14 protein-coding genes are annotated in these 13,074 nt (G+C 47.1%); 6 read left to right on the plus strand and 8 right to left on the minus strand.

Annotated elements, in window-relative coordinates:
* Positions 1-36: 36 nt before the first annotated feature.
* The 4 genes from ACSQ8O_RS06070 to ACSQ8O_RS06085 form a co-directional block, all read right to left on the minus strand.
* On the minus strand, positions 37-1,326 hold the full coding sequence (locus ACSQ8O_RS06070) for a glycoside hydrolase family 27 protein (RefSeq protein ID WP_436240841.1): 1,290 nt from the start codon (positions 1,324-1,326) through the stop codon (positions 37-39).
* Positions 1,327-1,437: 111 nt separating this feature from the next.
* The gene (locus ACSQ8O_RS06075) at positions 1,438-2,322 is read right to left on the minus strand and encodes a helix-turn-helix domain-containing protein (protein ID WP_436240842.1); all 885 of its coding nucleotides are present in this window, start codon (positions 2,320-2,322) and stop codon (positions 1,438-1,440) included.
* Between the two features lie 90 nt (positions 2,323-2,412).
* Complete coding sequence (locus tag ACSQ8O_RS06080; RefSeq protein WP_436240843.1) at positions 2,413-2,841, minus strand: GreA/GreB family elongation factor; 429 nt, start codon at positions 2,839-2,841, stop codon at positions 2,413-2,415.
* Between the two features lie 199 nt (positions 2,842-3,040).
* On the minus strand, positions 3,041-3,241 hold the full coding sequence (locus tag ACSQ8O_RS06085; protein WP_056608318.1) for a hypothetical protein: 201 nt from the start codon (positions 3,239-3,241) through the stop codon (positions 3,041-3,043).
* 151 nt (positions 3,242-3,392) lie between these two features.
* On the opposite strand from ACSQ8O_RS06085, the gene ACSQ8O_RS06090 reads away from it, so the two are divergent.
* The 3 genes from ACSQ8O_RS06090 (at position 3,393) to ACSQ8O_RS06100 (ending at position 4,994) form a co-directional block, all read left to right on the plus strand.
* Entirely contained in the window at positions 3,393-3,524 is a 132-nt protein-coding gene (locus ACSQ8O_RS06090) for a hypothetical protein (protein WP_436240844.1), read from the plus strand.
* Between the two features lie 78 nt (positions 3,525-3,602).
* Positions 3,603-4,583, plus strand: a complete 981-nt coding sequence (locus tag ACSQ8O_RS06095) for an aldo/keto reductase (RefSeq protein ID WP_436241953.1) — start codon at positions 3,603-3,605, stop codon at positions 4,581-4,583.
* Positions 4,584-4,994, plus strand: coding sequence for a MerR family transcriptional regulator (locus ACSQ8O_RS06100; RefSeq protein ID WP_436240845.1), 411 nt, complete (start codon positions 4,584-4,586; stop codon positions 4,992-4,994). It begins immediately after the preceding gene.
* Positions 4,995-5,418: 424 nt separating this feature from the next.
* Here ACSQ8O_RS06100 and ACSQ8O_RS06105 read toward each other — a convergent pair whose 3' ends face one another.
* The 3 genes from ACSQ8O_RS06105 to ACSQ8O_RS06115 are packed head-to-tail and all read right to left on the minus strand — an operon-like array spanning position 5,419 to position 8,296.
* Complete coding sequence (locus tag ACSQ8O_RS06105; protein ID WP_056608336.1) at positions 5,419-6,096, minus strand: TIGR00266 family protein; 678 nt, start codon at positions 6,094-6,096, stop codon at positions 5,419-5,421.
* 49 nt (positions 6,097-6,145) lie between these two features.
* Positions 6,146-7,345: an MFS transporter gene (locus ACSQ8O_RS06110; protein ID WP_236291839.1), complete on the minus strand. Its 1,200-nt coding sequence runs from the start codon at positions 7,343-7,345 to the stop codon at positions 6,146-6,148.
* 60 nt (positions 7,346-7,405) lie between these two features.
* Complete coding sequence (locus ACSQ8O_RS06115) at positions 7,406-8,296, minus strand: helix-turn-helix transcriptional regulator (RefSeq protein WP_436240846.1); 891 nt, start codon at positions 8,294-8,296, stop codon at positions 7,406-7,408.
* Between the two features lie 159 nt (positions 8,297-8,455).
* Between ACSQ8O_RS06115 and ACSQ8O_RS06120 the strand changes: the two genes are divergently transcribed.
* Positions 8,456-9,853, plus strand: a complete 1,398-nt coding sequence (locus ACSQ8O_RS06120; RefSeq protein ID WP_436240847.1) for an MATE family efflux transporter — start codon at positions 8,456-8,458, stop codon at positions 9,851-9,853.
* Positions 9,854-9,953: 100 nt separating this feature from the next.
* Here ACSQ8O_RS06120 and ACSQ8O_RS06125 read toward each other — a convergent pair whose 3' ends face one another.
* Entirely contained in the window at positions 9,954-10,859 is a 906-nt protein-coding gene (locus ACSQ8O_RS06125) for an ArsR/SmtB family transcription factor (protein WP_436240848.1), read from the minus strand.
* Between the two features lie 167 nt (positions 10,860-11,026).
* Between ACSQ8O_RS06125 and arfA the strand changes: the two genes are divergently transcribed.
* Both arfA and ACSQ8O_RS06135 read left to right on the plus strand, forming a co-directional pair.
* Positions 11,027-12,538, plus strand: coding sequence for an arabinosylfuranosidase ArfA (gene arfA / locus ACSQ8O_RS06130; RefSeq protein WP_436240849.1), 1,512 nt, complete (start codon positions 11,027-11,029; stop codon positions 12,536-12,538).
* Positions 12,539-12,722: 184 nt separating this feature from the next.
* On the plus strand, positions 12,723-13,055 hold the full coding sequence (locus ACSQ8O_RS06135) for a c-type cytochrome (RefSeq protein ID WP_436240850.1): 333 nt from the start codon (positions 12,723-12,725) through the stop codon (positions 13,053-13,055).
* The last annotated feature ends 19 nt before the right edge of the window (positions 13,056-13,074 follow it).

Consider the following 13,074-nt stretch of genomic DNA (forward strand, 5'->3'; position numbering starts at 1 on the left):
CCTTTAGCCAATATGGCTAGAGATCGCTTTTTTGTTTTAAAGAGAAAGCTTCAACAGCATCGACGCATGCGGATCAAGTGTAAAAGAAAGCTCATCTGGCGTACCGAGTTCTTCGCGATTCCATAGGTCACGCACACTACCGATTGCAGGAGCACCAAGTTGGAATGATGTTACTTGAACGGTCTGGATGTCGTCACCAGCATTAAACAGAGCGACATAACGGACGCCATCGGTCCCCTCCGAAGTCCACACAATCCGCTCTTCCTCCCGGTACAATTGACGGGCATCTCGTCCGTTACGAAGGACATCCAGCACTTCTTCATTCGTGAGTAGGGACAATGTCCACTCATCATTGTCTCTTAACTCTCCTCCAAACATAAGAGGCGAGCGGAAAATCGCCCAAAGTGTCATCATTGTTTTCTGCTCATCCTTTGTGAATCGCGTCCAGCGGTCGCTAGCCCCGCCGTCGACGGAACGAATGCCGATGTGACCGAGAGGCAGCATATCGCAATCCGGCCAACTTCCTGAGCCGACATGCGGTGCCCATTTCTCACACCGTTCGAACATGCCATAGAGCAGTCGCCAGATGTCCCAGAAATCATCGGTCATACGCCAGAGGTTGGCATTTGCCTTCAACTCTTCAGCGAACTCGAGCGGTGCCGGACCTGGAGAAAGGCTCAGCACCATTGGACGTCCACACGTATCAATCGCCTTCCGTATGAGTTGAATTTGGTCTAGTTGAATGCCGTAGAGTAGCGAATCGGCGATATCATCGACTTTTACATAGTCGACACCCCACGAGGCGTACAGCTGAAATAAGGAATCATAGTAGGCCTGTGCGCCTTCCTTTGATGGATCGACGCCGTACATATCTGTATTCCACTTGCAAATCGCGCCATTCCATGTTTTGGCAATGGACCGTGCGCTTGCGTTTGTCCCTAGTATCGGTGTATCAGCATGAACCGCTTGTCGTGGGATACCTCTCATGATATGAATACCAAACTTCAATCCCAGGCTGTGAATATAATCAGCCAAGGGCTTGAAACCTTGTCCATCTGTAGCGGATGGAAAACGGTTTGCAGCTGGTATGAGACGGGAAAAAGCATCCATCTCCAGGGGGACATAAGGACGGTAAGCCGAAGAAATGGCTCCAGGTTCGTACCATTGTATATCGACAACAACATATTCCCAGCCGTAAGGTTTTAGATGTTCAGCCATATATTGCGCGTTCCCACGTACCTCTTCTTCATTGACGGCTGCGCCATAACAGTCCCAGCTATTCCAGCCAAGCGGCGGTGTGGCGGCCCATTGGTGATGAATGCTCATTACATGAACTCGTCCCTTCTCGTTTAAAGTAATAGCCATATAATAAGACGAAGTTGTTAGGGAAGCTAGCGTAATGTTTTGCTGTCACATGTAAAATATTGCGGTATGTAACTAGTCAAACATGATCTGATCGATTGAAAGAAGTTCCTTTCCTTCACGAAACCTGCTTGGTGAGTAGCCGGTCCAACTGCGGAATACTTTGCTAAAATAGCTGCCATTTTGGTAGCCGACCTCTCTAGCAATCTCTTCAACGGTCAATGAGCTGCTCCGGAGTAATTTCACGGCTAGTTCGATTCGGAGCTTAGAGGTATAGGCCATCGGTGAGAAGTTAGTCGCTTGATGGAAGGTACGTGCCAGATGGTATTTTGAGCTGCCAGCTGCTTCCGCAATTTGGTCAAGTCCTTCCAGAATTTGAAAGTTAATCTCCATATAATCAGCTGCCCGACGAACGATCTCTGGCCAAGTACTTCGGTCCTGGTGCTGCGCACTGCTGCTTCGAAGAAGCTCCATCATGAAGCTATAAACAAGGGAGGATGCGTAATAGCCGTCTTTTATTGCTCCAATTCGGGCTTCTGAGTAGATGGCCTCGAGCCGACGAATGACTAAGCTGCGGGGTTCGAACTGCGGCAGGGGTCCAAGCACCTGACGTATTCCCTGCCACAGATGCTGCAAATGGCTCTGCCTAAATAAAACGAAATAGAACGTCCAATGCGAGCTGTCTTCAGGTAAGTAGTAGCGATGTGTGCCGGGTATTTCAACTAAAAAGGAAGTTCCCTCTGGCACAGCGTGATGATGGCCATCTAGCTCGATCTTCCCTCGTCCAGAAATCGTATATTGGAATAAATATAAGGGCCCGTCAATTCGTTTCATGCCGTCCCAGTCATATTCTTGCTGCCGAATATCCTGAAATCCGACGGCAAATAGCTGGTAAAGCGGAAGTACGAGGTTTTCTTGGAAGCGGTACCCGTAAACGCCGTAGTTGTCCTTTGCTACCATAATCGATGGTTCCCCTTGTATGAATAATTGAATGAATTTGGAAAAAGCACCCGTTTGGGTGCTTTTTAGTCTCAATTATAACCGTTACTTTTAGCTAAGTGCAGTCCCTACAATCCGAACGGAATATTCTGCCTCCGGAGTTTGAAGAATGAAGGTTTCACCTGTTGATTTCGATAACAATTGATTTCCAATTGGCGAAAACAGCGATATCCTATTTTGATCAGGATCTATTTCAGTTGGGAGGACCACTGTAAATACTTCATTAGATCCTTCCTCTTCGTAACAAATAGTAATGTTACTTCCTATTACCGTAACTTTGCTCAATGTTTTTACAAGATTAACATCATCAAGCTCAAGTAATCTCTCCAATATTTTTACATATTGTTTAATACTCTTATTCACTTGGATCTTCTGCTGTGAAGGATAACCGTCAAGGTACATCGTCATTTGCTCGTCAAGAAAAACAAGCTGATCAACAAGTCGACTACGGGTAGGGTTGGACATATGACTACGGTTCATCGTAGATTCCTCCCCACATGATTAGATTCCAATATCGATCTAATTGCCTCATTTACAAAACCTCCGGAAAATGATTTTTCTCAATAACTTTTTTCAATACTTCTGTAAGATTGAATAAAACAGGAATACAGCAAGAAGAACTGTAGAGATGACTGAGAGCAGTTTAAAGAAGGTCTCCATTTTAGTGTGAGCACCTCGTTTACTTGGGATTACTTTCTCCCGATTTATAAACTACAAGGATTGCACTACGTTGAAAACCTACCCCGCTTGCAGATGACTTCAAGATGGATCCATAGCAAACGTTTACAATTTGTTCATCTTTCAATTCGGCTAAAAACTGATTAGCTCTTGTCTCCGCATAAGACGCATCCGTATCTAAAAACTCTTTTACCTGAATCACTTAGAATTCCTCCCTAAATTGTCGATTGACTAGCATGTACAGCAGAATTACATAAGACCTCACCCTTTCGCAAAGTAAATACGTTAGATCTACAATATCCATAAAAGTACAACAAGACATCCCGCCAAAAAAAGCGGAACGTCTTGTTGCTTTGACCATATCACTTTATCTAATTGGTGTCAATTTGAATAAGCGGATCGAAGCTGGCCGTACGGCGGATCGCAAGGGACCGTCCATTATTTTGGCTACAGTTTCCGAGCTATCCTTAAGAGAGGAACTATAAGCTTGACTTGGAGTTAACTCCAGAGAGTAAACTAGACATGTGAGAAGTATGAGCTATTGGAAAGCGAGGAGTCGTCAAATGGATTATGTGAAGCTTGGAAATACAGGTTTGGACGTGTCGCGGATCAGTCTTGGTTGCATGAGCTTTGGAGTCGCAGAACGGTGGACACATCCTTGGGTGCTGAATGAAGAGAACAGTCGTCCTATTATTAAAAAAGCACTTGAGCTCGGAATCAATTTTTTTGATACGGCGAATATTTATTCAGATGGAACAAGCGAGGAGATTGTTGGACGAGCGCTGAAGGACTATGCGAATCGTGATGAAATTGTCCTTGCAACAAAAGTTCATTTCCGTATGCATCAAGGCCCAAATGGGGCAGGTCTTTCCCGAAAGGCCATCCTGAGTGAAATTGACAAGAGTCTTAAGCGATTGGGAACCGATTATGTTGATCTGTATCAAATCCATCGCTGGGATTATCATACGCCGATCGAAGAAACGATGGAAGCTCTGCATGATGTAGTGAAAGCGGGGAAGGCAAGATACATTGGCGCATCTGCGATGTACGCTTGGCAGTTCCTAAAGGCCCTGCATGTATCTGAGAAAAATGGCTGGTCACGATTTGTGTCGATGCAGAATCACTTAAACCTCATTTATCGTGAAGAGGAAAGGGAGATGATGCCGCTTTGCAAGGATCAAAAAATCGGCGTCATCCCATACAGTCCGCTGGCATCCGGAAGATTAACGCGTGATTGGTCGGAAACCACGCATCGTTCCGAAACGGACCAGGCTCAGCGAATGAAGTATGACGCATTTGCCAATGTGGATCGATTAATTGTAGATCGCCTTGCAGTAATCGCAGAGAAACGCGGCGTTCCTCGGGCGCAAGTCGCACTTGCCTGGTTGTTGCAGAAAGAACCTGTAACAGCTCCGATTATCGGTGTGACGAAAATGTCTCATCTGGATGATGCGGTAGACGCGCTTTCGCTTAAACTGACGCCTGAAGAAATTTCGTCACTGGAAGAACAATATGTTCCACATCGCGTAGTTGGTGCCGTCTAAATGTTGATCGCTGAAGTAAGTGAGAAATTTGAGTTATCGCAGGATACGTTGCGTTATTATGAACGAGTCGGACTTATTCCACGGGTGAACCGCAAAAACAACGGAATTAGGGACTATACAGAAGAAGACTGCAGGTGGGTTGAGTTTATTAAATGTATGCGAGGCGTAGGTCTACCAGTTGAAACATTGATTGACTATGTGCGACTGTTTCAACAAGGTGACGAAACGTTGGAGACGAGGAAAGAACTCTTAGTCGAGCAGCATAAAGAACTCCTAACAAGAATGGCAGATATGCAGAAGGTACTTGAGCGACTAGAGGGTAAAATAGATAGATATGACCAGATGATCGGCACTGCTCATCAGATAACTGGATTTTCTCCTGTTAATTTCGCCGAAAGTAAGGGGAAATAAGGAATAACTGTGTCTTATACAGTTAATTTCAGTGTTTTCTCGCGAATGCGCCCGTATCGGTCGAAATAACTGGAGGTTATCCAGTTATTAGCGATCGCGGGCCAGAAAGAGGGAGAATAGCTGTATGTTATACAGCTATTCTCCTACAACCAGGCCACCGTCTGCCGCGGTGACCTAGGCAAACCAGTTGCGCTCCGCTCGCGGCGCAACAGAAGGAAGGGTGTCCCGAAAACTGGCATGTTTCGGCGCTGTAACGGTGTTTTTCACCGTTACAGAGGGTAGGGCATTCGTAAGTGGCCGATGTCACCCCCCCTGAAGCTACAATGTAGGATACCTGAAGGTATCCGCAAAAAGAAAAAGGAGCTAAGCGCAAACATGCTTAGCTCCTTTTCCATTCCAATTATGGCTTTTTGATGACAGCTGCCTATCTGCCCGGCAGCAACTGCTTAATCCAACCGCCGAAGCTCTTCGGATTCCGCGTCTGAATGAGCACGACGCCTTCGCCGCGGAAGCGGCAGACGACGCCTTCACCACTGGTAAGGCTGGAAATCCAGCCTTTCGCGGCCTTTTCAATCGTATACTGTGTATAATCCGGCCAAGCAACAAGGTGTCCGTTATCGATGAGCACTTCCTCGCCTGGTTTTAAGTTAACCGCATGAATCGCGCCATAAGAAGAAAGGAACACAGTGCCTCTACCGCTGATCTCCACGATGAAGAAGCCTTCACCGGACATGAAGCCGCTCATCAGATTCTGCATCTTCGTATTCACCTGGATACCGGAGGTGCCGGCAAGGAAGCCGTCCTTCTGCACATAGAGCTTATACGAACCGTCTAGTTCGACGGCTTCAATGTCGCCGATCACGGCAGGGGCGAGCAGGACTTCACCTGATCCACGATTGGGGGTCAATTCTTGAAAGAAGAACTTCTCTCCGCTGAGCATGCGGCCGAGTCCTTTCATGATCCCGCCATCCACCGTTCCTTTGAGCTCGATATTCGGGGACATGGAGACCATCGCACCGGCTTCTGCTTTAATGTTCTCACCAGCTTCAAGCTGCACGCGCAGCATAGGAAATGCGCCTTTATATAAAATTTCGTGTTTCATCGTAACCCTCCATTTTAATTATTTTAGATGATCAAATACCCTTATTTCTCTACGCCTCTTTGGGCCGTATGGTTGCATCCAAGCTGCGATTCGCATACACGAACACCGCGCAGATTAGCAAAATACTCATCGTGACATAGAACACGGATGTAAAGCCGTACGCTGCTGCCAAATGACTGCCGAGCAGGGGGCCGATTAGATTGCCAAGGAATAGCGAAGAGGTATTGAATCCATAAGCGGTGCCTTGAATCTCTGGAGCTGCAAGCTTCATGACCAGTGCGTTCAACGAAGGAATCATGCCACCGATGAACAGCCCTAACAGGAATCTGCCGACCAACAGCATCGTGATATTAGTGGCAAAAGCCTGCGGGATAAAGGCGACTGCCGCCATAACGAGGGCAATGACTAGCGTCATCCGTTGACCGATTCGGTCACCTAACCTTCCCAATGTAGGAGCTCCGAATAAATTGGCGATACCGGTAATCGCGACGATAAGTCCGGCAAAAAAAGCCAAGTGCGCCCCTGTGTATAAGGTCTTGGCATACACCGTTACGATCGGTTCGATGCTCATCATTCCGATCTGAGTGATCAGCGATGCGGCAAAAACAGGCAATAAGGGGCGAAACAAACGCCACTGTGTCTTCTGTTTAACCTTTTTGTCTGAAGCGGGCTTCCGTTCCTCCTTGATGAACACCATGACGATGAGACTAGCGCATAGCATGAGTCCGCCTGTGAAGAAGAACACATGGTGGTACCCGAGAAAGCTTGCCAGCACACCGCCAATTAATGGGCCGATGAGTGTGCCTGCAATAGCGCCAGTTTGCAGCGTTCCAAGCGACTTCCCTGAATGCTCTCGCGGTGTCAGGGAGGCTTGTAACGAAACCGCCATCGAGATGAAGCCGGAGAAGAATCCGTTCAGCAACCTCAGCGATAATAGCTGCCAGGGCGATGTGACGATGCCCATCAGTGCTGTTACGATGGCCATCCCGAATCCGGCGCGAAGCAGCATAATTTTGCGCCCGCGTCGATCTGCAATGGCTCCCCATAGCGGCTGGGTCAAAAAGGAAGTGATGAATTGGGCAGCCACGATCCAGCCTGTCCAACGGACAATATCATCAAGGTCATGAACACCTAACTCCCCGATATAGAGAGGTAAGAAAGGAAGAACCAGATTCATGCCACACGTAATGGAGAAGTTCGCGCCCCAGAGTATCCATAATGACTTTTTCCAATGTAAGGGGGTTGCCATGATGAGGACTCCTTATCCTTTTTTTCTCAGTATAGCATAAATGAATCGATCCCCAAGCATCTAGATCCCTTGTGAAAACTGCTGCCGATAGCTGCGAGGCGACATGCCTTCCAGCTTGGTAAAGCTAGCGGCGAAATAAGCAGCCTGCTCAAAACCAACTTCCTGGGCAATATGAGCAATGGGTAATTCCGTTTGCAAGAGCAACAACTTGGCGTGTCCCACTCTTAATTTCAGGAGGTAGGTGATAGGGGAGCAGCCGTACTCTTTTTGCATACAGCGAGCTATGTATACAGGATGGAAATTGAGCTCGTCCCCCAGTTGTTTAGCTGAAACCGATTCACGAAAATGCTGCCTTAAGTACGAGGCCGCTTTCTCAGCGCAGGCTCTGGAGGCAGAGGCATGATCCGTTTCACCAGACGCGGCAAGCTGATACAGGATTTCTTGGAATAGCTGTTGTTGAGCAAAACGAACACTGCTCACATGTGCACGAGGCTGAAGCTGCAAAAGCTGGTCGAAGATCTCGTACATTTTCTCAGGGTGCTGCAGCGTCGTAAATTGCGGAATACGCATCGTGAAGGGTTCCACGGCGAAAGCTTCTACCGCAGCTTCTTCCGGAGCTGGATCCTCCAAGGAGACAGGAGCAACGGCAGCAGGATTAATCAACTCCCATGCACCGCCTACATGAAAATGCAGCCAATAGGTGTGAGTTATCTCGGAGCATACCTGTGTTGCGAAATGATAACGGTCAGGCCGCAAAATGACGGCTTGTCCTGACCCAACCTCGAATCTGGCATCATCCTCACCGATGTAGAAGGAGCCGGAAATGGTGATAAGAAGATCAAAGACTTGGATGTTGCTACGACTGGGGTGCTGCCCTCCCTTCGGAATAGCGTTCAATCCACTCGTGATATAGTGGGGCAGAGGAGGGATTGTGATCTCAAGAAATGCCATGAAAGTCACCTGCTTTAATCCATCATAAAAGTTGGAATTGTATAAGTTTCAGTTGCGATGTTGATACATGAACTCAACTATAACAGCTATAATTTGAACTGACTACAAAGTTTCATTTTTTATAATAAATAGAGAATCATACTGGATGGTGGCGTATACATGAAGGCTGAGAAAAATAAATATTCGTTATGGTTCCTAGCATGGCCTATATTCGTAGAATTACTGCTGCAACTGCTTTTGGGAGCTGTTGATACGCTCATGGTAAGCCGCGTATCAGACGATGCGGTTGCGGTAGTTGGCTTAGCGAATCAGATCTTTCAAGCGGTTATGATTTTATTCATGACCGTGGCAAGCGGTGCAGGTATTCTCATAGCGCAGAAAATTGGGGCCAAGCAGCAGGAATCTGCACGAACAGTCGGAATTATGGCAGTTACAATAAGCGGACTCATTGGTGGGATTCTCAGTGTGATCCTGTACGTAGAGGCAGTTCCACTTGCGAGGCTGTTTCAATTAGAAGAGCGGTTAATCCCACTGGCACACACCTATATTTCAATTGTTGGTAGTGGCATGGTATTGACGGCATTAACAGCTACACTCAGCACGGCGATTCGGAATACAGGAAACACGAAGGGACCGATGATTATCGCAATCGGGATGAATGTGATCCATGTTATGTTGAACTACGCTTGGATCAATGGTGCTTTCGGATTTCCACAGCTAGGCTTAACGGGGGTTGCGATCTCAACGTTACTGAGTCGGTTACTTGCGACTTGTTTGCTTCTCTACATGTTTGTTTCGATCTTTGAGCGAAGAATTAGATGGCGTGATCTTGGCGTTTTTAACCGGAAGCTGTTTAGTGAGATTATCCGAATTGGCTGGCCGCTCGGCGTCAATATGTCGTCTTGGGTGTTGTCGCAGCTTGCGATTTATAGTTTTTTGGCAACGATGGGTGCTGCAGCTTTGGCCGCTAGAACGTATATGAATACACTAGAATCCATCTGCTTCATGTTAGGATATTCGATTGCGTTATCCGCACAAATCCAGATTGCGCATCTATTCGGTTCTGGGCAAACGCAGGCGGCGTATAAAGCAGGCTACCGCGGAACGTGGATTGGGCTGGGCTTAGTTATGTGCAACAGCATTCTTCTTTTGATCATAGGGAAAAGCTTCTTAGGCTTCTTCAGTTCAGACAAAGTGATCATTGAGCTAGCCCTTTCTTGTTTAGTGCTAACAGCGGTACTGCAGCCAGGCCGAATGATCAATATGGGCTTTGGTAATGCACTCAATGCGATTGGTGATACCCGTTTTAATATGGTGATTTCGCTGTTCTCGATGTGGGGCGTTGCTGCGGGTCTCTCCTATGTGCTGGGTTTACATTACGGTTTAGGGCTAACCGGTATTTACATAGCGATGATGTGCGATGAGTATCTTCGTGGTATTCTGGTGGCTATCCGCTGGCGGCGAAAGAAGTATTTGCGTTTGGCAGAAGGACGGACGAATAGCATTGACCCTCTAGGAGCTACTGATGGAAAAGTTCGAAATGTTCATAGTGCTTAAACCAATCCAGTAATGGAGTCCGATTATGCCGAGTTTAGGAAGGGGAACAGAGTGATGGGTGTCACTCTGTTCCCCTTTCGTATACTCAGACATTCGCCATTTACCTCCGGTATGTGCGAAACCGAATATCCTGATTGTAGTTGCCGAAGCCTTCCCCATACAGCGTCAATCCACCGACATGCTCGGCTTCATCGGGTACTTCTAATCGTAAGGTCCACTCGTTTCGTGAGATAGGAAGGTCTTGAATTGTAACGGTGGAAAGCAGTTGTCCATCGAGAAATGTCCCCTCTTGGGTGATACGAAGTACCTTCAACCAACCATACTGATTCGTATAGTCCGACCACCAAGATGGGGTAAGAAGACCGCGGCCAGCGCCGGAATCGCCTGGGCTTGTCCAATAGCCAAGCAGTATATCATTGACATAAAAGTGAATATCGGACGGCCAATTGGCTGCGATACCCGGTGCCTCCGAACCGATTTCTAGCGTGATTTCGATTTCCTCCAAAGTCTGACCGGGAAGCATATAGTTGGGGACCCGATATTCAACGAAGCCCTTGGCGAACCAAAGGATTTTGGCATGCATGCGTTCTGGCTCGAAGAAAAATCGGGGGTCATCAAACTGACCAATCAATCGCTCAGCTGAAGCTAAACCGCAGGTCGGATGGACTTCATAGCGAGTATAGTGGCCTACTGGAATAGATACTTCATTGAATAATCGTTGTTGTTCTGTGGATTGTGGGAGTTGAATGTCGATGTGCGAGAGCGCCAATGTACATATTTTGTGCGTACCCCCTTGCTTACGAACGAGCTTCGTATGAATGAGACCGCCAGTCTCTAGCTTTTTGACATGCATCGTCACGATCGCACTGCTTAGGGAAAGACGCTGCGCCAAATCCTTCACATTCATCTCTTCCTCAGCCAATAATTCCAAAATGTGCAGCCGCACATCGCTAGCCAACGCTTCATAAAGGGGGAGCCATTTGCGGTCTGTTGTCGTGTGAATCATATCTTCAACGCCTACTTTCGTATCCTCTGATTAACATAAATATGAATGCAACAAAAACGGGTGAAAGGTCTTGATCTTCATCCTTTTTTGTTGTTTAATATGAGCTATACATAATAATTATATTAACTGATTTATATTTTTATTAATTATACGTTGAGGTGAGCTAAATGTCTATGAAAGCAAGCATGATTATTGACAAGGATTTCAAAGTAGGAGAAGTTGATCCACGGTTGTATGGTTCTTTTATTGAGCATTTGGGACGTGCGGTGTATGGTGGGATTTATGAGCCCGGACATCCACAAGCAGATGAACAAGGGTTTCGCGGAGATGTGCTGGAGTTAGTTAAAGGTCTGAATGTGCCGATTGTTCGTTATCCCGGTGGGAACTTTGTATCGGGTTATAACTGGGAGGATGGCATCGGACCTGTGGACCAGCGTAAAAGACGTCTTGATCTTGCTTGGCGCACGATTGAGCCGAATTTGATCGGCCTTAATGAGTTTATGGACTGGTGCCGCAAAGCGAACACGGATGCCATGATGGCTGTGAATCTAGGAACTCGCGGTCCTGATGAGGCAAGGGATATCATTGAATACAGCAACATCACTGGCGGTACCTATTGGAGCGATTTGCGAATTTCTCATGGCTACCGCACACCGCATAACATCAAAACGTGGTGCTTAGGCAACGAAATGGATGGCCCGTGGCAAACCGGAACTAAGACGGCAGTGGAATATGGCCGAATCGCCTGTGAGACAGCGAAAGTGATGAAGTGGGTCGACCCTTCGATCGAGCTTGTCGCTTGCGGCAGTTCGAGCTTGCTCATGCCTACCTTCCCAGATTGGGAAGCAACGGTTCTCGAACATACGTATGATCATGTTGATTATATTTCACTCCACCAGTACTATGGCAACCGCGATCAAGATTCTGCGAATTTCCTAGCGCAATCCCTAGGCATGGACAGCTTCATTCATACCGTGATTGCTACGGCTGACTACGTTCAGGCCAAAAAGCGCGGCAAGAAGAAGATCAATCTTTCCTTCGATGAATGGAATGTATGGTATCACTCCAATAATTCTGATCGTAAAATCGAGCCTTGGTCCATTGCACCGCCACAGCTGGAGGACGTCTATAATCATGAAGATGCGCTTCTTGTTGGCTGTATGCTAATTTCCATGCTGAAACGTGCGGATCGTGTCAAAATGGCTTGCTTGGCTCAATTGGTTAATGTGATTGCTCCAATTATGACCGCGAATGGCGGCGCCGCGTGGAAGCAAACGATTTACTACCCTTATTTGCATACGAGTGTGTTCGGCCGTGGAACGGTTCTCGTACCGCTCATTAAGTCTCCGAAGTATGACGCGAAGGACTATACGGACGTACCTTATCTTGAGGCTGTTGCCGTGCACAATGAGGAAGCATCGGAGTTGACTATTTTTGCAGTAAACCGCCATCTGGCAGAATCACTCCCTTTAGAGATGGACCTTCGCAGCTTCAGCGGCTTCCAAATCAAGGAGCATATCGTATTGGAGCATGAGGATCTCAAGGCTTCGAATACGTTGGAAGTGCCAGATCGTGTGAAGCCACATTCGGCAGGGAATGCGACGATCTCGACGAATGGACAAATTGAGGCTGTTCTTGGTAAGGCTTCTTGGAATGTGATTCGTCTTAAACTGGTGTAAAAATATCAGATAAACGATGTGATGCACCTATAAAAAGCCGCGATTTGGACCATAATAATCATATGAGAAGCCTTGTTGGTAGAGAAATCAAGGCTGCTTATGTGACGGTCCTCGCGGCTCTTCTTTCTTTTCCAATCCACGCTCTGGTATGATGAGAGAAAAGAGATTGAAGGAGTTTGCGCACATGAAAACGAGAGTAGGCCTAGTTGGTGGCTTCTTGCTGATTGCAGCATTAAGCTTAACGGCTTGTGGAAATAAACCATCGGAGACACCGAGTGCGAGTGTTTCCGCGAATGTAGACGTTCCAAAGCTGTATCAAAATTATTGTATCTCTTGTCATGGTAATCAATTACAAGGTGGACAAGGCCCCAATATTCAAAAAGTGGGAGAACGCCTCACGGAAGCTGAAATTGTAAAACGGATACAAAAGGGTGGGGGCGGGATGCCGCCGTTTCAGGTCACGATGAAGGAAGAGGAATTGAAAGCACTTGCAGCTTGGCTGGCCGGTTTGAAGTAATTTACAGGAACTGGAAGGA

It is taken from the genome of Paenibacillus sp. LjRoot56 (assembly GCF_964253335.1).
Classification (GTDB): domain Bacteria; phylum Bacillota; class Bacilli; order Paenibacillales; family NBRC-103111; genus Paenibacillus_E; species Paenibacillus_E allorhizoplanae.